Annotated in this window: 21 protein-coding genes and 1 tRNA gene; 7 read left to right on the top strand and 15 right to left on the bottom strand. The window is 69.6% G+C overall.

All coding sequences use genetic code 11. The features are described from left to right. Nucleotides 1-14: 14 nt before the first annotated feature. The 9 genes from argF to LI334_RS00705 all read right to left on the bottom strand — a co-directional run bounded on the left by argF (nt 15) and on the right by LI334_RS00705 (nt 8,780). Nucleotides 15-890, bottom strand: coding sequence for an ornithine carbamoyltransferase (gene argF, locus LI334_RS00665; RefSeq protein WP_227261243.1), 876 nt, complete (start codon nt 888-890; stop codon nt 15-17). Then, complete coding sequence (locus LI334_RS00670; protein WP_227261244.1) at nt 878-1,888, bottom strand: [LysW]-lysine hydrolase; 1,011 nt, start codon at nt 1,886-1,888, stop codon at nt 878-880. Before LI334_RS00670 ends, argF begins: the two co-directional genes overlap by 13 nt. Further along, a complete protein-coding gene (locus tag LI334_RS00675; protein WP_227261245.1) occupies nt 1,885-3,012 on the bottom strand; it encodes an aspartate aminotransferase family protein in 1,128 nt (375 codons plus the stop codon). Before LI334_RS00675 ends, LI334_RS00670 begins: the two co-directional genes overlap by 4 nt. Continuing rightward, entirely contained in the window at nt 3,005-3,835 is an 831-nt protein-coding gene (locus LI334_RS00680; RefSeq protein WP_227261246.1) for an acetylglutamate/acetylaminoadipate kinase, read from the bottom strand. Before LI334_RS00680 ends, LI334_RS00675 begins: the two co-directional genes overlap by 8 nt. Continuing rightward, on the bottom strand, nt 3,836-4,864 hold the full coding sequence (gene argC, locus LI334_RS00685; RefSeq protein WP_227261247.1) for an N-acetyl-gamma-glutamyl-phosphate reductase: 1,029 nt from the start codon (nt 4,862-4,864) through the stop codon (nt 3,836-3,838). Further along, entirely contained in the window at nt 4,861-5,769 is a 909-nt protein-coding gene (lysX, locus tag LI334_RS00690) for a lysine biosynthesis protein LysX (RefSeq protein WP_227261248.1), read from the bottom strand. Before lysX ends, argC begins: the two co-directional genes overlap by 4 nt. A 1-nt stretch (nt 5,770) precedes the next feature. Next, nucleotides 5,771-5,935 (bottom strand): lysine biosynthesis protein LysW, encoded by a 165-nt coding sequence (gene lysW / locus LI334_RS00695; protein WP_227261249.1) that lies wholly within the window; start codon nt 5,933-5,935, stop codon nt 5,771-5,773. A gap of 194 nt (nt 5,936-6,129) precedes the next feature. Next, on the bottom strand, nt 6,130-7,575 hold the full coding sequence (gene argH / locus LI334_RS00700; protein ID WP_227261250.1) for an argininosuccinate lyase: 1,446 nt from the start codon (nt 7,573-7,575) through the stop codon (nt 6,130-6,132). After that, entirely contained in the window at nt 7,572-8,780 is a 1,209-nt protein-coding gene (locus LI334_RS00705; protein WP_227261251.1) for an argininosuccinate synthase, read from the bottom strand. The genes argH and LI334_RS00705 overlap by 4 nt, the downstream gene beginning before the upstream one ends. A gap of 255 nt (nt 8,781-9,035) precedes the next feature. Between LI334_RS00705 and LI334_RS00710 the strand changes: the two genes are divergently transcribed. Then, nucleotides 9,036-9,218: a DUF7554 family protein gene (locus tag LI334_RS00710; RefSeq protein WP_227261252.1), complete on the top strand. Its 183-nt coding sequence runs from the start codon at nt 9,036-9,038 to the stop codon at nt 9,216-9,218. 39 nt (nt 9,219-9,257) lie between these two features. Beyond that, entirely contained in the window at nt 9,258-9,782 is a 525-nt protein-coding gene (locus tag LI334_RS00715; protein ID WP_343750018.1) for a 2'-5' RNA ligase family protein, read from the top strand. Here the strand turns inward: LI334_RS00715 and LI334_RS00720 are convergent. Beyond that, the gene (locus tag LI334_RS00720; protein WP_227261254.1) at nt 9,779-11,971 is read right to left on the bottom strand and encodes an ATP-dependent DNA helicase; all 2,193 of its coding nucleotides are present in this window, start codon (nt 11,969-11,971) and stop codon (nt 9,779-9,781) included. The two genes, LI334_RS00715 and LI334_RS00720, sit on opposite strands and share 4 nt — an antisense overlap. Before the next feature lie 45 nt (nt 11,972-12,016). Beyond that, on the bottom strand, nt 12,017-12,961 hold the full coding sequence (locus tag LI334_RS00725) for a cation diffusion facilitator family transporter (RefSeq protein ID WP_227261255.1): 945 nt from the start codon (nt 12,959-12,961) through the stop codon (nt 12,017-12,019). Between the two features lie 77 nt (nt 12,962-13,038). Between LI334_RS00725 and LI334_RS00730 the strand changes: the two genes are divergently transcribed. Continuing rightward, nucleotides 13,039-13,434: a hypothetical protein gene (locus LI334_RS00730; protein WP_227261256.1), complete on the top strand. Its 396-nt coding sequence runs from the start codon at nt 13,039-13,041 to the stop codon at nt 13,432-13,434. Continuing rightward, complete coding sequence (locus tag LI334_RS00735) at nt 13,431-13,946, top strand: metallophosphoesterase (protein ID WP_227261257.1); 516 nt, start codon at nt 13,431-13,433, stop codon at nt 13,944-13,946. Before LI334_RS00730 ends, LI334_RS00735 begins: the two co-directional genes overlap by 4 nt. A 107-nt stretch (nt 13,947-14,053) precedes the next feature. Here LI334_RS00735 and LI334_RS00740 read toward each other — a convergent pair whose 3' ends face one another. Beyond that, a complete protein-coding gene (locus LI334_RS00740; protein WP_227261258.1) occupies nt 14,054-14,626 on the bottom strand; it encodes an ArsR/SmtB family transcription factor in 573 nt (190 codons plus the stop codon). A gap of 76 nt (nt 14,627-14,702) precedes the next feature. Between LI334_RS00740 and LI334_RS13035 the strand changes: the two genes are divergently transcribed. After that, nucleotides 14,703-14,831: a DUF7859 family protein gene (locus tag LI334_RS13035; protein WP_264476814.1), complete on the top strand. Its 129-nt coding sequence runs from the start codon at nt 14,703-14,705 to the stop codon at nt 14,829-14,831. On the opposite strand, the gene LI334_RS00745 is transcribed toward LI334_RS13035, so the two are convergent. After that, a complete protein-coding gene (locus LI334_RS00745) occupies nt 14,828-15,844 on the bottom strand; it encodes a threonine aldolase family protein (protein ID WP_227261259.1) in 1,017 nt (338 codons plus the stop codon). The genes LI334_RS13035 and LI334_RS00745 overlap by 4 nt on opposite strands. 85 nt (nt 15,845-15,929) lie before the next feature. Here LI334_RS00745 and LI334_RS00750 point away from each other — a divergent pair, with 85 nt between their 5' ends. Next, entirely contained in the window at nt 15,930-17,033 is a 1,104-nt protein-coding gene (locus LI334_RS00750; protein ID WP_227261260.1) for an aminopeptidase, read from the top strand. A gap of 250 nt (nt 17,034-17,283) precedes the next feature. Beyond that, entirely contained in the window at nt 17,284-17,436 is a 153-nt protein-coding gene (locus LI334_RS00755) for a hypothetical protein (RefSeq protein WP_227261261.1), read from the top strand. Nucleotides 17,437-17,650: 214 nt separating this feature from the next. On the opposite strand, the gene LI334_RS00760 is transcribed toward LI334_RS00755, so the two are convergent. Both LI334_RS00760 and LI334_RS00765 read right to left on the bottom strand, forming a co-directional pair. After that, nucleotides 17,651-17,725: transfer RNA gene (locus LI334_RS00760), tRNA-Arg, on the bottom strand. Between the two features lie 38 nt (nt 17,726-17,763). Further along, a complete protein-coding gene (locus tag LI334_RS00765; RefSeq protein WP_227261262.1) occupies nt 17,764-18,672 on the bottom strand; it encodes an amino acid kinase family protein in 909 nt (302 codons plus the stop codon). Nucleotides 18,673-18,676 lie beyond the last annotated feature (4 nt).

The following is an 18,676-nucleotide window of genomic DNA, read 5'->3' on the forward strand; positions in this document are numbered from 1 at the left end:
GGCGCTTCGCGCAACTACACCAGCTGGACGAGCAGGCCGTTCTGGCCGTGCATCCGGTTCTCGGCCTGCCGCCACACCAGCGAGCGCTCGCCCTCCAGCACGTCCTCGGTTATCTCCTCGCCGCGGTGCGCGGGCAGGCAGTGCATCACCTTCGCGTCCGTCCCCGCGAGCAACTCCTCGTTCACCTGGTACGGCTGGAGGGCGTCGAGGCGCTGTTCGCGTTCGTCCTCGTCGCCCATGCTCACCCAGACGTCCGTGTACACCACGTCCGCGCCAGCGACCGCTTCCTCGGGGTCGGTGGTCGCGGTGACGGTGCCAGGGTAGTCGCTCGCGCGGTCGAACACGCCGTCGTCGAGCGCGTACTCGGCGGGCGTGGCGACCGTCACGTCGTGGCCGCGCATCGCCGCGCCGACCGTGAACGACGCCGCGACGTTGTTCCCGTCACCGACCCACGCGACCGACGCGTCGTCGCCGACGACTTCCTCGACGGTGAGGAGGTCGGCGAGCGTCTGCACCGGATGCGCTTCGTCCGACAGCCCGTTCACGACCGGAATCGAGGAGTACGCGGCGAGCGTTTCGAGGGTCTCGTGGTCGTCCACGCGCGCCATCACCGCGTCGGCGTAGCACGCGAGCGCGCGGGCGGTGTCCTTCACGGGTTCGCCGCGGCCGAGCTGGATGTCCTCCTTCCCGAGGAAGACGGCGTGCCCGCCGAGTTTCGTCATCCCGACCTCGAAGCTCACGCGGGTTCGCGTGCTCGCCTTCTCGAACAGCATCGCCAGGCTCCGGTCGGCGAGCGGCGTTCCGGCGTAGTCGCCCTTCAGGTCGCGGGCACTGGTGAGGACGCTGTCCAACTCCGTCGGTGTGAGGTCGTCTACGGTCAGGAAGTGCATAGGCGGTCTGCGGTCGCCGAGAGCACCCGGACGCTCCGGTCGTACTCGGCGAGACTGATGTGTTCGTTCGGCGTGTGGTCCAACTCGGAGTCGCCGGGGCCGTAGGTCGCCATCGGGCAGTCCCAGGCCGCGGCGTACACGTTCATGTCGCTCGTTCCGGTTTTGCGGACGTGCCCCGGACTCCCGCCCTCCTCGCGGATGGCGGCGCGGAGCGCGCCCGCGACCGGCGTCCGCGGCGACACCATCACCGGCTGGTAGTGCTGGTCGTAGGAGACGCTCCCGTGCTCCGTGAGGCCGGCGAGCGTCTCCTTCACGTCCTCCGCGCCGGTTTCGGGCGGCAGGCGGAACGAGGCGGTGAGCGTCGCATCGACGCTGAGGCCGTCCCCGCTCGTCCCGCCGTTCAGGTCGAGCGGCGTCGGCGTCACCGTCTCGAACACGTGCTCCGACTCCTCGTCGAAGGCCGCCCGCACCGACTCCCACCACGCGGTCGCGTGGTCGATGGCGTTCGCCTCCGGGAGCGACCCGTGCGCGGTCGGCGTCTCCACCTCGTAGCGCGCCGGCAGGAGTCCGCGATAGCCGAGCGTCACCGCGTCCCAGCCCGAGGGCTCGCCGTTCACCACGGCGTCCGGGGCCTCGCGGTTCGCGACGAGGTGGCGCGCGCCCCGGGAGTCCCGTTCCTCGCCGACGACGCCGACGAACGACACGCCGGTTTCGACGGCGGCGGTCGCCATCGCCGCGAGCGGGCCCTTCGCGTCCACGCTCCCCCGGCCGTAGAGCGTGTCGTCCTCGACGCGCACCTCGATGTCGCCGGGGACGGTGTCCACGTGCGACGTGAGGAGCACGGAGTCGTCGGCGGGCGCGCGGACGTTCCCGACCGCGTCCGTCCACGCCTCCCGGCCGTGCTCCTCGAAGAACTCGACGAGCACGTCGGCCGCCGCGGCCTCGTCGCCCGAGACGGACGGCGTCTCCACGAGGTCGCGGAGCAGGCTCCGGGTCATCCGACCACCGATTCGAGCGCGTCCGCGACCGCCAGGCAGTCCTCCTCGGTCGCGACGAGCGGCGGGAGGAACCGCACGACGGTGCGGCCGGTCGGGAGCGCGAGCACGCCGTGGTTCAGCGCGAGGCTTCTCAACGCTCTGTTCGCCCCCCGTTTCACCTCGACGCCGACCAGGAGCCCCTCGCCGCGCACGTCCCGGAGGTCGTCGATTTCCTCCAGGCGGTTCTTGAACGTCTCGCCCAGGCTGGCGGCGTGCGCGGGCAAGTCCTCCTCGACGATGGCGTCGAGGGTAGCGTTCGCGGCGGCGCAGACGACGGGGCCACCGGAGAACGTCGAGCCGTGCGACCCCGCGTCCTCGGCGATCCAGTCCGCGCAGAGCGTGGCGGCGACGGGCAGGCCGTTCCCCAGTCCCTTCGCGGTGGTGAGGATGTCCGGGGTGACGCCCGCGTCCTCGCACGCCCAGAGCGAACCCGTCCGGCCCAGGCCGGTCTGGATCTCGTCGAACACGAGCGCCGCACCCGCCGCGTCGGTCGCCTCGCGCGCGGCCTGCAGGTAGCCGTCGGGCGCGGGGTTGATGCCGCCCTCGCCCTGCACAGGTTCGAGGATGACCGCCGCGGTGTCCGCCGTGACGGCCTCCGCGAGCGCCTCCGCGTCGCCGTACGGGACGTGCGTGAACCCCCCGGGGAGCGGGCCGAACCCCTCCTTGTACTCGTCCTTCCACGTCGCCGCGAGCGACCCCATCGTCCGCCCGTGGAACGCGCGGGTCGCCGCGACGATTTCCGAGTTCCCGGTGGCGTGCCGCGCGAACTTCAACGCGGCCTCGTTCGCCTCCGTCCCCGAGTTGCAGAGCCAGACGTTCGAGCAGTCGCCCGGCCCGAGGCGTCCGAGGCGCTCGTAGAGACCGTCGCGGGCGTCCACGGGATACGACCCCTGGACGAACGTCAACTCCGCGACCTGCTCCTGGACGGCCTCGACGACGGCGGGATGGCTGTGCCCCAGCGGCGTGCACGCGTAGCTCGCGCCGAAGTCGAGGTACGCGTTCCCGTCGTCGTCGTAGAGGTGGACGCCGTCGCCGGACTCGATGCGGATGGGTTTCTCGCCGAAGACGAACGACGCCTCAGGCATCGCTCTCACCCCCGACCGCGCCCTGCGTGAAGCGCGTGCCGTGACCGGAGAGCGCGGAGACGATGGGGTCGTTCGCGTTCGCGTCCGCGATGGTCACCGACTCCGCGCCGCCGTCGAGCGCCTCCGTCGCGGCGAGCACCTTCTTCGACATGAAGCCCTCCGCGTACTCCTCGACAGCGTCGAGGTCGTCGGGGGAGTCCACGGACTCGACGAGCGTGTCGGGGTCGTCGGGGTTCGCGTACACGCCCGCCACGTCCGTCAACACGACGAGGTCGGCGTCGAGCGCGCCCGCGACCGCCGCGGCCGCCCGGTCGGCGTCCGCGTTCACCGCAACGCCGTCGTCCGCGAGCATCGGGAGCGAGACGACCGGCACGTAGTCGTCGAGCAGCGTGTCGAGCAAGTCCGTGTTCACGCTCGTGATTTTCCCCGAGTGGTCGCCGCGCCGAATCTTCTTCTTCCCGTCCTCCACGACCTTCACGGCGGACTTCCGGGGGCCGGTGAGGAGCGCGCCGTCCACGCCCGACAAGCCGACCGCCGGCACGCCGGTGTCCTGGAGGTCGGCGACCAAATCGGTGTTCACGCCGGCCATCGCCATCGTGAACGCGTCCATCGTCTCCGCGTCCGTGAACCGCCCAGTCATCCCGGACGGGGACTCCACGTAGTCGGGTTCGATGTCGAGGCGGGAGAGGAGGTCGTCCACCGCGGTCGACCCGCCGTGCACGACCACCACGTCCTCGTCGTTCAACACGAGGTGCGCGATGTCCGTCAGCGCGCCCTCCGGGTTCACCGCGCGCGCTCCGCCGATTTTCACGACCAGCGTCATCTATGGAGCACCTACTGGGTGGAGTCCGTCGAACTCCAGGCCTGCTTGCTCGTCGATGCCGAGCGCGACGTTCGCGGCGTGGACGGCTTGGCCGGCGGAGCCTTTCATCATGTTGTCGATGGCGGAGAACACCACGACGCGGCCGTTGCGCTCGTCGAGCTCGAACCCGACGTCGGCGTAGTTCGTGCCCGCTACGGCCTTCGGTTCGGGGTAGCGGTAGACGCCGCCGCTCCCGGCGACGAGGCGGACGAACGGTTCGTCCTCGTAACATTCACGAAACGCCTGCCAGAGGTCGCCCGTTCCCGGTACTTCCTCGGGGTAGACGTGGCAGGTCGCGGCCGCGCCCCGGGTCATGTCCACCGCGTGCGCGGTGAACCCGACCTGGACGCCGAGCTCCTGTTCGATTTCGGCCTCGTGGCGGTGGCCGGTCGGCGCGTACGGCCGGACGACGCCCGAGCGCTCGGGGTGCGAGGACGCCGCGCCGCCGCCCGCGCCGCCCTCCGACGACCCGACCTTCACGTCCACGGTCACGTCCGCGCCGTCGAGGATGCCGGCGTCCGCGAGCGGTTTCAGTCCGAGAATCGTCGCGGTCGCGTTACAGCCGCCGGACGCAATCAGGTTCGCGCCCGCCAACTCCTCGCGGTGGAGTTCCGGGAGCGCGTACACGCCGTCGGGGATGTGGTCGGGCGCGCTGTGGCCGTCGTACCACTCGTCGTACTGCTCTTCGGAGTCGAGCCGGAAGTCCGCGGAGAGGTCGACCACGAGGTCCGCGATGTCCCGGTACTCCTCGACGTGCTCCATCGTCACGCCGTGCGGCGCGGCGACGAACAGCACGTCGAGGTCGTCGAGGTCGTCCGGGTGCGAAAAGCGCAGGTCGAGGCCGCGCAGGTTCGGGTGGACGCTCCCCACCGTTTTGTTCGCGTACTCGCGGCTCGTCGCCGTCACGAGGTCGAACTCGGGGTGGGCGCTGACGAGCCGGCAGAGCTCGCCGCCCGTGAACCCGGACGCGCCGACGACGCCGACTTTCATGCCGGCACCCCCGTCTCAGCCTTCGCCTCCAGCCAGTCCACCACGGCCGCGGGCACGTCCGTGTCCACGCAGTCGTTCAGCGCCTTGAACTCGACCGTGTGGTTCACCTCGTGCACGGTGTACGAGGGGTCTCGCGGCTCGTCGCCGCTCGACTGTTCCGCGGCGCTCTGCGCCGCGTTGGTTTCCATCAGGTCGACACCCAGCAATCCGCCGCCGACGGCGTCGCTCGCCTTCTCGACGAGGGCTTCGACTTCGGGCGTGAGTTCGAACTCCTGGGTCTGTGCGCCCTTCGCGGCGTTCGTGAGCCAGTGGTCGGCGGAGCGCGTCATCGCGGCGACGGGTTCGCCGTCGAGCGCGACGACGCGGATGTCGCGGCCGGGTTTCTCCACGAACTCCTGGATGTAGAACACCTTGTGCTCGTAGTGGCCGAGCGTGGCCTTGTGTTCGAGCACGGCCTCGGCGGCGCTCCGGGATTCGAGTTTCGCCATCAGGCGACCCCACGACCCGACGACGGGCTTGACGACGCAGGGATACCCGAACTCCTCGATGGCGGAGAGCGCGCTGTCCGTGTCGAACGCCACCGTCGTCTCGGGCGTCGGGACGCCCGCGTCGTCGAGCGCGATGCTCGTCTTCGCCTTGTCCGCGCAGAGGTCGGCGGTGTCCGGCGCGTTCACGACGGGGACGCCGTAGCTGTCCACGAACTGGGTGGCGTACCGGCTGCGGCTGGTGGCGAGACACCGGTCGAGCACGATGTCGAGGTCGGCGACGCCCTCCGGCGGGTCGCCGACGCCGAATTCGAGCTTGCGAACGTCGAGCTTCTCGACGTCGTGGCCGCGCTCGCGGAGTTCGGAGAGGAGGAGTTTCTCGTCCTTCCGTATCCGCGAGTAGAGGATGCCGATCTGCACGTTACTCCCCCCAGTCCTCGTCGAGCTCGGGTGCCCGGTCGAGGACGGGAGGTTCGGTGTCGACGACTTCGAGTTCCTGCCCGCAGGTGTCACAGTCGACGATCTCTCCGACTTCGAGGTCCTCGTGCAGGGAGACCTCCGCCCCGCACTCGACACATTCTGTCATACACCCTCGTCTACCCACCACTCCCACTTAAACACGTCGAACCTGTCAGAGAAATTAAATATTCGCAGGGGCGTCGCTACCGGGGCGAAACGCCCGAAAAACGCGACCGAAACCGCGAACCGAAGCCGGTACTGTAGTTATAAAGTCCCCCGAGTGGGGGTCGCGGTCGTCGCAGCCGTCCCGCCGACGCGGCCTCACTCATAGCTCGCCACCTCCGCCGCGAGTTCGTCCGCGGCGTCCGCGAGCGCGTCCCGGCGCGCCTCGACGGCGTCTACGTCCGCGGCGACCCCGTCGGCCGCGCGGTCGAGCGCGCCCGCCACCGCGTCCGGCGCGGGGCCGCCGAAGGAGTCCCGCATCGCCACGCTCGCCGCCGGGTCGAGCGCCGCCTCCACGGCCTCGCCGTCCGCGAGGTCAGCGAGCGGCTCGCCGGTCACTTCGCGGGCGGCGCCGTCCAGCGCCGCGAGGTCGCCCGTCCCGGCCTCGGCGACGATTTCGTGCGCCGTGCGGAACGGGAGCCCGGCCATCGCGAGCGTGTCCGCGACGCCCGTCGCCGTCGAGAACCCCTCGCCCGCGGCGTCCGCGAGCGCGTCCGCCGGCCACTCCGCCGTGGCGACCGCGCCCGCCACGACCTCGACCGCCTCCGCCACCTCGTCCACGGCCGTCCAGCCGTACCCCGTCGCGGACTGCAGGTCGCGGTTGTACGCCCGCGGCAGTCCCTTCAGGGTCGTGAGCAGACCCTGGAGCGCGCCCGTCGCGTCGCCCGCGGTCGCGCGGACGAGCTCGAGCGTGTCCGGGTTCTTCTTCTGCGGCATAATCGAGGACGTGGAGGCGTAGTCGTCCGAGAGCGACACGAGGCCCTTGTTCGAGAACACCACCAGGTCTTCCGCGAGCCCCGAGACCGTGGTGGCGAGCCCTGCGAGCGCCGACACGCCCTCCACGAGGAAGTCCCGGGTCGATGACGCGTCCATGCTGTTCTCCACGACCGAGTCGAACCCGAGCAGGTCGGCGGTGCGCTCGCGGTCGATGTCGAACGGCGTCCCGCCGAACGCCGCCGCGCCCAGCGGACTCCGGTTCGTCCGCGCGTAGGCGTCGAGGAGGCGTTCGGTGTCGCGGGCGACCGCGGACTCGTAGGAGAGCAGGAAGTGCGCGACCGTCACCGGCTGGGCCGGCTGGAGGTGCGTGTACCCCGGCATCACCGTGTCCGCGTGCGCCGCCGCCGTCTCCAGGAGCGCCTCCCGGAACGCGATAGTGGTCTCCGCGGCGTCCAACAGGTCGTCGCGGAACCGATGGCGGATGCAGGTCGCGACCTCGTCGTTGCGCGAGCGCGCCGTGTGCATCTTCCCGCCGACCGGGCCGACGCGGTCGATGACGGCGGTCTCGATGGCCTCGTGCACGTCCTCGCCGTCGGGGAGCGCGTCGAAGCCCGCCGACTCCACGTCGTCGAGCGCGCCGAGAATCGTCTCGGCCGCCGACGCCTCGATGATCCCCTGCTCCGCGAGCATCACGACGTGCGCGCGGTCGACCGCGAGGTCGGCGGCGAAAATCCGGGCGTCGGCGTCCATCGAGGAGAGGAACTCGCGGGCGGGGCCGCCGCTGAAGCGGTCGCGGCGAACCGCCGTCGAGTCCTCTCCCCCCGTCATTCGTCGTCGCCCCCGTCCGTCGTGAGCGTCGGCTTCGTCTTGTTCGCCAACCGGGACTGGAACCCGTGGTACTTCGCGACCCCGGTGGCGTCGGCCTGCTCGATGCCGTCCACCGTCTCGGTGTTGAACGACGCCGCGGACTCGGAGTACACCGCGTACTCGCTGTCACGGGCGACCGGACGGGCCTGCCCGCCCTCGAACTTGATGGTCACCGTCCCCGTGACGCGCTCCTGCGTCGTCGAGATGAACCCGTCGAGGGCATCGACGAGCGGCGCGTCCACGAGCCCCTCGTAGGCCTTCTGCGACCACTGCGCGTCCACTTCCTGCTTGAAGTCGCGCTCCTCCTTCGTCAACACCAGGCCTTCGAGCGCCTCGTGCGCGTTCAGGAGCGTCGTCGCCGCCGGATGCTCGTAGTTCTCGCGCACCTTGAGACCGAGCATGCGGTCTTCCATCATGTCCGTGCGACCGACCCCGTAGCTCCCCGCGAGGTCGTTCAGGTACTGAATGAGCTGGACCTGCGGGAGTTCCTCGCCGTTCACCGCGACCGGCACGCCCGCCTCGAACTCGATTTCGACCAGCTCGGTCTCCTCGCCGGGGTCGTCCGTCCACTCGTAGATGTCCGTCGGCGGCACGTATCCGGGGTCTTCGAGCTGACCGCCCTCGATGCTGCGGCTCCAGAGGTTCGAGTCGATGCTCCACACGCCCTCGTTCCCGCCCTCCACGGGCAGGTTCTTCTCGTCCGCGTACTCGACCTCCCACTCGCGGGTGAGCCCGAGTTCGCGCACCGGCGCGACGACCTCCAGGTCGGAGTTCCGCCACACCGCCTCGAACCGGAGCTGGTCGTTTCCTTTCCCCGTACACCCGTGCGCGACCGCCGCACAGCCCTCCTCCTCCGCGACTTCGAGGATGGCCTTCGCGATGACCGGGCGCGCGAGCGCGGTGCCGAGCGGGTAGCCCTGGTAGTCCGCGTTCGCCTGCACCGCGTCCATGCACAGCGAGGCGAAGTCGTCCTTCGCGTCCACGACGAAGTGCTCCAGCCCGAGCGCCTCGGCGGTCTCCTCGGCCTCGTCGAACTCCGATTCGGGTTGGCCGACGTCAACCGTGACGCCGATAACCTCGTCGTAGCCGTACTCTTCTTCTAGCAGCGGTACACAGACCGTCGTATCGAGCCCGCCCGAGAAGGCGAGCGCCGCTTTTCCTGACATTCTCGTTGGATTCCGTGGTTAGTGAGCGCGCGAACGACCGACCGACGTGGGGTAGTAACTAGGTGGGGTCAGGGAGACCCCGGTCGTCGTCGTCGCGCGAGGAAAGCGGCGGACGGCTCGCTCACCGGACGCGAACGCGCGATGGCGGGAGCCGTCGTCATCGTACCCCAGTCTACATCCGTCCTCGTATTAATGGGTTTCGTCATCCGTCCGCGCGCCACATACGTTATGGTGGCCGCCCGCGAACCCCGGGGTATGCTCGACCGCGCTGAACTGGAGGTCGAAGACCTCCTCAAACTCGTGCTCGTCCTCGTCGTCGTCTGGCTCGCCATCGAAATCGTCGGCGAAGTCGTCGGCACGCTCGCGGCCATCGCCGGCCCCATCGTCGGCCTGCTCATCGCCGCCATCATCGTCCTCTGGCTCCTCGACCGCATCTGAGCCGACGAACGCAAACCCCCGCACTCCCTTCCTCTTCGCGTGTACAGCGTGAACGTCCCCGTCCCCGACGCGGTTCACGACGTGGTCGAGGGGTTCCGCCCGCTCCTCACGCCGTTCGACCGCGTCCGTGAGCGCCGCACGCGCTCGCTCGTCGCGAAACGCCTCCCCGCCGAGAACCGCCGCGAGTACCGCGAGAACGAGCGCCGCGCCCGCGACGCCCTCCGCGGCGCGCCGAGCTTCGAGTGCCGAATCAGCGATGTCGGCGTCTTCGAGCACCCGCCGAGCGGCACGAGCCCCGTCGTCTACCTCGCCGTCGAGAGCCCCGGCCTCCGCGAGGTTCACGGATTGCTCTGCGACGCCTTCGACCCCGTGCCGGGGATGGAGGGCGACGACTACGCGCCGCACGTCACGCTCGCCCGCGACCTCTCCGGCTTCCGCGCGCAGTCCGCGCTCGACGACGTGCTCGCCGCCGACTTCGACCCTGTGACGTGGACCGTGACGGAACTCGAATTCAGGGACGCCACCCACCACGAGCGCATCAGCACGCTCTCGCTCCCCGCCTAGGGCGTCGGCGGACTGCCGTCCCAGGCGTCCATGTCGCCGTAGAAGTTCAGGGTCGCGAACTTCAGTTTCTCCGGGCCGATGTCGATGAGTTCCGAGCGCTCCTCCGGCGGGAACGCGTTGTTCACGCTGTACTTCCGCATCTCGGTTCGCGACGCCTTGGTGTACCGGCGGTCGAAGAGCGCGCGCACCCCGAAGTCGTCGGGCGACCGAATCACGCGCCCGAGCGCCTGCCGGGTCTTGCGCACCGTCGGAATCTCCACGGCGTACCGCCAGCCCGGGTCTTCGCCGCGGCGCTGGCGGCCCGTGTCCTTGAACGCCTCCCCGTACGCGTCCTGCACGGCCTGCGCGCGCTCGTCCAGGTGGGGGTAGGGCACGCCGACCACGCCGACGGAGCGCGCGTCGTCGCCGTCGAACGACACGCCCTCCGCGAGCGTCCCCCAGAGGCTCGTGAACAGTACCGCGCCGTCGTCCGCGACGAACGCCTCGCGTAACTCCTCGGCGCTCACGCCCGGTTCGTCCAGGTAGCGTTCGGCGTCCGCGTCCGCGAGCAGGTCGTGGTAGCGCTCCGCCTCGGCGTAACTCGGGAAGAACAGGAGGGTGTTCCCCGCCGAATACTCCACGAAATCCCGGATCGCGTCCGCGTACTCCCGCTGGACGGCGGGGTCTTCGCGGTTACTCGAAAACAACGGCTCCGTGTCCACGGCGAACGTCCGTCTCCGCTCTTCGGGGAACTGGAGGCCGTACGCCATCGTCTCCGGGTCGTCCAGTCCGAGCACGTCCGCGGTCACGTCGAACGGCCGGAGCGTCGCGCTCATCAGCACGCTCGCGTGCACGTCCTCGAACAGTTCGGTGGTCACGTCCCGCGGAATGCAGGTGTAGAGTTCCGCGCGCCCGTAGACGGTTCCCGTCCCCGAATCCCGGCGCACGGAGACCGTGGGGTACTGGCCGAGCTCCGTGCCCTTCGTGAGGTAGGCGTCCACGAACCGCGCGCACTGGAGGGTCTGACAGTCCTCGCGGGTCGTCGCGTCCCCGTTCCGGTACGCGTCCTCGTACTGCTCGTCCAAGTGCTCGCCGAGCGCGAACGCGTCGTCCACGTCCTTGCTGATGCCGCGGCCCTCGTAGTGCTCCAGGAACGCGAGCGTGAGGTCGTCGCGCTTGTCCTCGTTCGCCACCGGCACGTCCTCCCAGTTCTCCCCGACGCGCTCTGCGTCCCCGTACCCGAAGGAGTCCTCGTACGTCTCGACGAGCGCGTCCCGGAACGCCTCCACGACGTTCAGCGCCGCGTCCGCCCGCACGTCGTCCGCGTCTTCGAGTTCGGAGACCGCTTCGTCCAGCGTGTTCTCCGTCAGCGTCTCCGAGGCGTGGTCGCGCGCCGCGCCCTCGACGTTGTGCGCCTCGTCGAACACCACCACCACGTCCTCGGGGTCGCGGCCGAGCCAGCGGAAGAACTGCGCCCTGATGCCCGGGTCGAGCAGGTGGTGGTAGTTACACACCGCGAGGTCTACGCCCTCGATGCCGTCTTTGAGGAGTTCGTAGCCACACAACCCCTCCATCGCCGCGTACTCGTAGATGTCCTCGGGCGTCCGCACGTCGTCGTACAGCCACGCGTAGAAATCGTCCGTATCGGCGGTGAGGTTCTCGTAGTAGTGCTCGCAGGTGTTCTTCTCCCGGAGGTCTTCGAGTTCCGCCTCGACGGATTCGAGTTCGTCCATCACGGCCTGCCGGGCGTCCGCCGCCCCCGACTCGCCGTCGTTCGCCGCGTCCAGCAACTCCCGCTGTCGCTCCGCCAACTGCTCCCGGTCGCGCTCGGCCTCGACGACCTCGTGGGTGTTGTCCCGGAGCACCTGGCACTCCTCGTACCCCACGTCGATGTGGCACATCTCGCCCTTCCCCTTGAACACGATACCCCGGATGGGTTCCTCCGCGTGAATCTCCCGGGCCTCCCGGACGAACTGCCGCATCTGCTGGTGGACGTTCGTCGTAATCACGACCGTCTTGTCCGTCTCGCGCGCGTACGACAGCGCCGGCGCGAGCGACGCCAGCGTCTTCCCCGTCCCGCACGCCCCCTCGAACAGGACGTTCCGCCCGTCCTCCAGGGACTCCCGAATCCGCGCCATCGCCTCCGACTGATTGTCGTACGGCGACGGTTTCGGGAAGAACCGGAGGTAGTCCGCGTTGCTCGAAGCCACGTTGAGAACGTATTCGCCGCCAAACGGCTTAAACTCGGGGTTCGCCTACACCTCGGGTTCGATGTAGACCTTCTTCACGTCCGTGTTCGCGGCCTGCAGGTCGTCCTCGATCGCGGTGATGGCGTCGTCGATGCGCTCGGTGTCCCACGAGGAGTCGAACGACACGTCCGCCGTCACCAAGACCTGGTTCGGGCCGAAGAAGACGGTGCGGAAGTCCACGACCTCCTCGACGCCCGCCCAGTCCGCGACGATGGCGCGGAGCTCGTCCTCCTCTTCCTTCTGGAGGCTTTCGCCGAGCAGGAGGCGTTTGTTCTCCCAGGCGAGCGCGACCGCGAACCCCATCAGGAGCACGCCGATGAGGAGCGCGGCCGCCGCGTCGTAGACCGGGTTCCCCGTGAAGTCCGTGAGGAACACGCCGACGAGCGCGAACACGAGACCGGCGACGGCGATGAGGTCTTCCGTGAACGCGGTGAGCGTCGTGACGTTCGAGGTCTTCCGGAACGCCTCCCCGAACCCGCTCCAGTCGTGCCGGCGGATGTCCGCGCGCATCCCCAAGATGGCCTGTCGGAGCGCGTACGACTCGAACGCGATGCCGCCGAGGAGGACGCCGTAGTTCACCCAGACCGCCGGGAACGTCTGCGAGAACAGGGTGACCGTGCCGGAGAGCGCCGCGGACGAGTGGCTGGTGAGCGCGTGATACCCGTGGTTGAAGCTCTCCCAGCCCGCGATGCCGAACAGGAGGACGCTCACGAGGAACGCGTAGAAGAACTGCGCCTTCCCGTACCCGAACGGGTGGGCGCGGGTGCGCTCCCGGCCGCCGTACCGCAGGCCGATGAGGAGGAACACCTGGTTCCCGGTGTCGGAGAGCGAGTGGTACGTCTCGGAGAGCATCGCCGGACTCCCCGTCAGGGTGAACCCGACGAACTTCAGGACGGCGATGGCGGCGTTCGCGAACAACGCCGCGAGAACGACAGACTTGCTTGACGCCATTACAGAGGGGTTCGATCCGGGACGTGAAAAAAGCGGCCTCCGGAACCGTTTCGGTGGTCGCCGCCCTCCCCCCGCGTATGACCGAGTACCAGCCAGGGGCGTGCAACATCGGCGGGGGCGAGCAACGCAAGCGGTACGCGTTCGGCGTCGCGGGGTTCGCCGTCGCCGCCGCGGCGTTCGTCGCGGTGTACGCGCTCTCGCTCCCCGCCGTCTGGACGCTCGCCACACTCGTCCCCCTGCTTGCGGGGTTCGAGGGCGTTCTCCAGGGCGCACAGCGGTTCTGCGCCGGGTTCGCGACCGCCGGCATCTACGACGTGAGCGCGGACGGGAACGACCGCCGCGACGTGACCGACGACGCCGCGCGGCGCGCCGACCGCCGGAAGGCAGTCCGGATTCACGTCCAGTCCCTCGTCGGCGCGACCGCCACCGGGGCCGCGCTCTACCTGCTCGCCGTCGCGGTGCCGCCGACATGATAGCCGTCGTCTCCGACACCCACAGCGAGACGGGCCACGAACTCGCCGGCCGAACCCGGGACGCCGTCGAAGCCGCTGAGGTCGTGCTGCACGCGGGCGACTTCACCACCGAGGCGGCGCTCGACGCGTTCCACGACGCCGCCGACCGCCTCCACGCCGTCCACGGGAACGCGGACACGCCGGCCGTCCGCGACCGCCTCCCGGACGCCCGCACCGTCGAACTCGCCGGGGTGCGGGTCGCGATGACGCACACGGAACGCGGCGGCGACACCGGTCTCGCGATGTTCGGCCGGCAACGCGGCGCAGACCTCGTGATTTCGGGCCACACTCACCGCCCCCGAGTCGCGGACGCGGGCGACGTGGTGCTGCTGAACCCCGGGACGCACGCCGAACCGCGCGGCCACCCGGTGACGCACGCGGAACTCGAACCGACGGACGACGGGCTACGCGGGAAAATCAAACGGCAGGACGGAACGGTCGTCGAGGCGTTCGGGGTGGAGGGCCGAACGTAGCGGGTGCGTCGCGAGGACGCGGGCAGGCCACGGGGGGAGGCGGCCTGTACCCGCTCCTACCACCCGGTACGTCAAGTAGTTCGTGAAGACTCAAACGGCCGTTTGAGTCATCTCCAGTACCGGTAGCCCGCGGCGAGCGCGAGCACGAGGAGGCCGCCGAGGAAGAACAGCACGCCCGGCGGCACGCCCCAGGCCGCGTTCGACGCCGTCTCGACGCTCGCGGTGGAGACCCCGCCGCTCGGCGCGAACACGCGCTCCGCGAGGTACTGGACGAGCAACGACGCGACGCCGAGCACGGCGACCGCGCCGAGGAGCGCGCCGAGCATCGACCGCACCGTACTCCCCGTGTTCTCGTCGCCAGCGAACAACACGAGCGGCGCGTCCGTCGGCGCGTACACGTTCATCTCGCGGCCCTTCTCCGAGTAGGAGGTGCCCGCGACCTCCACGAGGTCGGCGTCCCGGAGTTTCCCGAGGTGGTACTGGGCGTTCTGGAGGCTCGTATCCACTTCGTCCGCGAGCTCGGACGCCGTCGCGGGCTCCTCGTGCAATGTGGTGAGCATCGTGCGAGCGGTGCCGGCGGAGAGCGCGGACAGCACGCGGTCGGCGTCCTCTGAGTCCACGCCGATGACGCGCGGGTCGCCGTCCGGCGCGTCCGGCTTCTGGGAGGGCAGAAGGGACATACCCCCTCTTGCGCGTCCGACGGCTTTAGCGTTACTCGGCGAAAACCCTATACGCGACTACGGGCACTCCTCACGTGTGCTCCCAGGCGACCCCGTCTTCTACGCGATTGCAGGTATCTTCGTCGCGTTCGTCCTCTACGTCTACCGCTTCCTCACGCGAACCGTCTCCGGGTTCCGGGACGGGTTCCAGGACGGGAAGAACTAGACCGCGCCCGCGACGACCTCGATAGCGCGCTCCACGTCCGCCGCATCCACGTCCTGGTGCGTGCAGAAACGCACGGTGTGCTCGCCGAACTCGGACGCCAACACGTCCTCGCGCTCGCACCGCTCGATGAGCGCGCCCGCGGTGAGACCGGCGTTCTCGGTGTGAACGAGGACGATGTTCGTGTCCGGTGCGGGCGCGCGGAGCCCATCGATGTCGTCGAGGCCGGCCGCGAGCGCCGTCGCGTTCTCGTGGTCGTCCGAGAGCCGCGAGACGTTCTCCAGCGCGACAAGCCCGGGCGCGGCGACCATACCGGCCTGCCGCATCCCGCCGCCGAACAGTTTGCGGACGCGGCGCGCGTTCTCGATGAACGACGCGTCGCCCGCGAGAATCGACCCGACGGGCGCGCCCAACCCCTTCGAGAGGCAGAACATCACGGAATCGACGTGCTCGGTGATGTCGCTCGCGGGCACGCCCAGGGAGACGGCGGCGTTGAACAACCGCGCGCCGTCGAGGTGGACGGGGACGCCGTGGTCGCGCGCCGCGTCCGCCGCCGCGCCGACGGTGTCCGGCGGGACGGCGACCCCGCCCTTCACGTTGTGCGTGTTTTCGAGACAGAGCAATCCCGTGCCCGGTCGGTGGAGTTCCTCCGCCACGTAGCCCGCCTCGACCTGCTCGGGCGTGGGCGCGCCGTTCTCACCGCCGTCGAACGTCCGCACCTGGAGTTCCGAGTGCTGGGCGAACCCGCCGAGTTCGTACTTGTAGACGTGACTCGTCTCCTCCACGAGCGCCTCCTGGCCGCGCTCGGTGTGGACGCGCGCCGCGATCTGGTTCCCCATCGTCCCCGACGGCACGAACATCGCGGCCTCCATCCCAACGCGCGCCGCCGCCTCGGCTTCGAGTTCGTTCACGGACGGATCCTCGCGGTAGACGTCGTCGCCGACGGCCGCCGTCCGCGCGGCCTCCCGCATCTCCTCGGTCGGCCGCGTGACGGTGTCGCTCCGGAAGTCGAGCATACCCCCGACTCGCCCGCCGAGCAGGAAAACGCTCGCGGTTCCGGCACTCCGAAAGCGGTTTTCGCCGCGGACGCGACTCTCCGGTATGGACCCCCGCGTCCGCGACCACGCAGACGTCATCGTCTCGCACTCCACCAGCATCGAACCCGGCGACCGGGTCGCCGTCACCGCGCCGCCGGTGGCGGAAGACCTCGCCGTCGCCGTCTACGAGCGCCTCGCTGAGGCAGGCGCGACGCCCGTCATGCTGTACGGCGGAGACACAATCCTCGGCGCGGACAGCGCCGCGCGCGCCTACCTCCGGGAGGCCGAGGAGTTCGAGAACCCCGACCACCTCCAGGCGCTCTTCGCGGAGACGGACGCTACCATCCGCATCCGCGGCCACGACAACGTCGCGGAGCGCGCGGACGTGGGGGACGAACAGAACGCCGCGTACCAGCGCGCCATCCAGCCAGCGCGCACCGAACTGCTCTCCACGAAGTGGTGTCTCACGCAGTACCCGACGCCCGCGGACGCACAGCTCGCGGGCATGAGTACCGCCGAGTACGAGGAGTTCGTGTGGAACGCCGTCAACAAGGACTGGGACGCCCAGCGCCGCCACCAGGAGCAGATGGTGGAGATTCTCGACCCGGCGGAGGAGGTGCGCATCCGCTCGGGCGACGAGACCGACCTCACGATGAGCGTCGCCGGGATGAAGACGCTGAACGACCACGGCGAGCACAACCTCCCGGGCGGCGAGGTGTTCACCGCGCCCGTCCCGGATAGCGTCGAGGGAACCGTTCGATTCGACCTCCCGCTCTACCACCAGAGTCAGGAGATAGAGGACGCCTACCTCGAATTCGAGGACGGCCGCGTCGTCCAGCACGACGCCGCGAAGAACCGGGACGTGCTCACGGGCGTCCTGGAGACGGACGAGGGAGCGCGGTACCTCGGGGAGCTGGGCATCGGGATGAACCGAGACATCGACCGGTTCACGTACAACATGCTGTTCGACGAGAAGATGGGCGACACCGTCCACCTCGCCGTCGGCATGGCGTACGACGCCTGCGTGCCCGACGACCGCGAACCCAACGAGTCCGCGACGCACGTGGACATGATCGTGGACATGAGCGAGGACTCAGTCATCGAAGTGGACGGCGAAGTCGTCCAGCGTGACGGCACCTTCCGATTCGAGGACGGGTTCGACGACTAACCGACGTTTCTCCGTCGTTTGGGGCTGACAGGCGGCGATTCTCTGGCCGGGGTGTGCCGCGCTCCCGCCTCGTCCCCCGACCGACCGTAGTTACGTCACGCCGCCCGCTGGCCGCGCCTTCCTACTTGAACGCTCGCCCCGGCTTCGTGTGAATCCCTTGTGGCCGCGGGCTGTCGAACTCCCCCACGCCGCGGGTGTGGTACGGACTTCCATACCACGTTTTAAGTGTTTGGCAGGTGTGTGTCACAGTATGCCCCAGCTCGACTGCCCGGAGTGCGAACGCGGCATCGCGATGCACGAACTCGAAACGCGCACCGTCGCACAAACCACGGGGTTCGAGACCAACTATCGCTGTCCGTTCTGCCGCAGCGACTTCGACGAAGTCGCCGAACTCATGACGTAACGCCGCCAGCAGGCGGACGCACACCACCGGGCACCCGCGGGCCGCACCCGCGAATTCCGTCCTCTCCGGGACGACACGAGCTCTCTCGTTCTACCGCGCTCGAAAACCGACAGCGACGGGCACGGGGGGATTTGAACCGACGCGAGACGCTGGACGCGTCTCGCTGGGTGCAGAATCTCTCGTCCGGTTCGCTCGACACGCCGTTCTCGCTGCACGGGCACGGGGGGATTTGAACCCTCGCGCTTCTGGTTAGAAGCCAGACGCTCTATCCGAGCTGAGCTACGTGCCCTCGGGCTTCGTACGCGCTGGCGGGCAAAAGCCGTTGGGTTACGAAATCCGGGTGCCCGCGTCGCCCTCGACGGCCGCCGCGGCGTCGTCGATGGTCGTGATGATGGCGCGCTCGCCGTCCGCGTCGAGGAAGTCGAGGCAGGCGTCCACTTTCGGCCGCATGCTCCCGGCTTCGAACTCGCCCGCGTCGAGCAAGTCGCGCATCCGGCCTACACTCGCGTCCCGAATCGGCTCCTGGTCGGGCGTGTTGTAGTTCCGGTACGCGCAGGGCACGTCCGTCACCAGCAGGAGCGTATCGGCGTCGGTTTCGCGGGCGAGCAGTTCCGCTGTGTAGTCTTTGTCCACCACCGCTTCCACGCCCCGCAGGGACTCGTTGCCGTCGTCACGGGCGACCGGAACGCCTCCACCGCCGCCGCAGACGACGGGCGTGCCGGCGTCCGCGAGCCGTGCGACGTGTTCCGATTCGAGGAGGCCGCGCGGTTTCGGACTCGGAACGACTCGGCGGTGGACGGTTCCGCGCTCGGTCTCCACTTCCCGCGTGGAGTAGTCGGCGTTCCGGGCCGTGTCCGCGTCGAGGTAGGGGCCGACGGGCTTCGCGGGGTCGGAGAATGCGTCGTCGTCGGAATCGACGACCGCGTGCGTCACCACCGAGACGGCCTGCGCGTCGAGTTCGGCGTCGAGCGCGCGCACGACGAGCGTCCCTATCTGCGCCTGCGTCTCCGCGACCAGCACGTCCAGCGGGCGCTCCGCCGTGTCCGCGGCCGCCTGCTCCCGCAGGAGACCGCCGACCTGCGGGCCGTTCCCGTGCGTGACGACGAGGTCGTGACCGCGCTCCGCGAGCGTCCCGAGTTGCGGCGCGACCCGCGCGAGGTGGTCTCGCATCTCCGCGACGCCGCCTTCGCCGCCGGACACGAGCGCGTTCCCGCCGAGCGCGACCACGGTTCGCATACGC

The sequence above is a fragment of the Salarchaeum japonicum genome (assembly GCF_020614395.1).
Classification (GTDB): Archaea; Halobacteriota; Halobacteria; order Halobacteriales; family Halobacteriaceae; genus Salarchaeum; species Salarchaeum japonicum.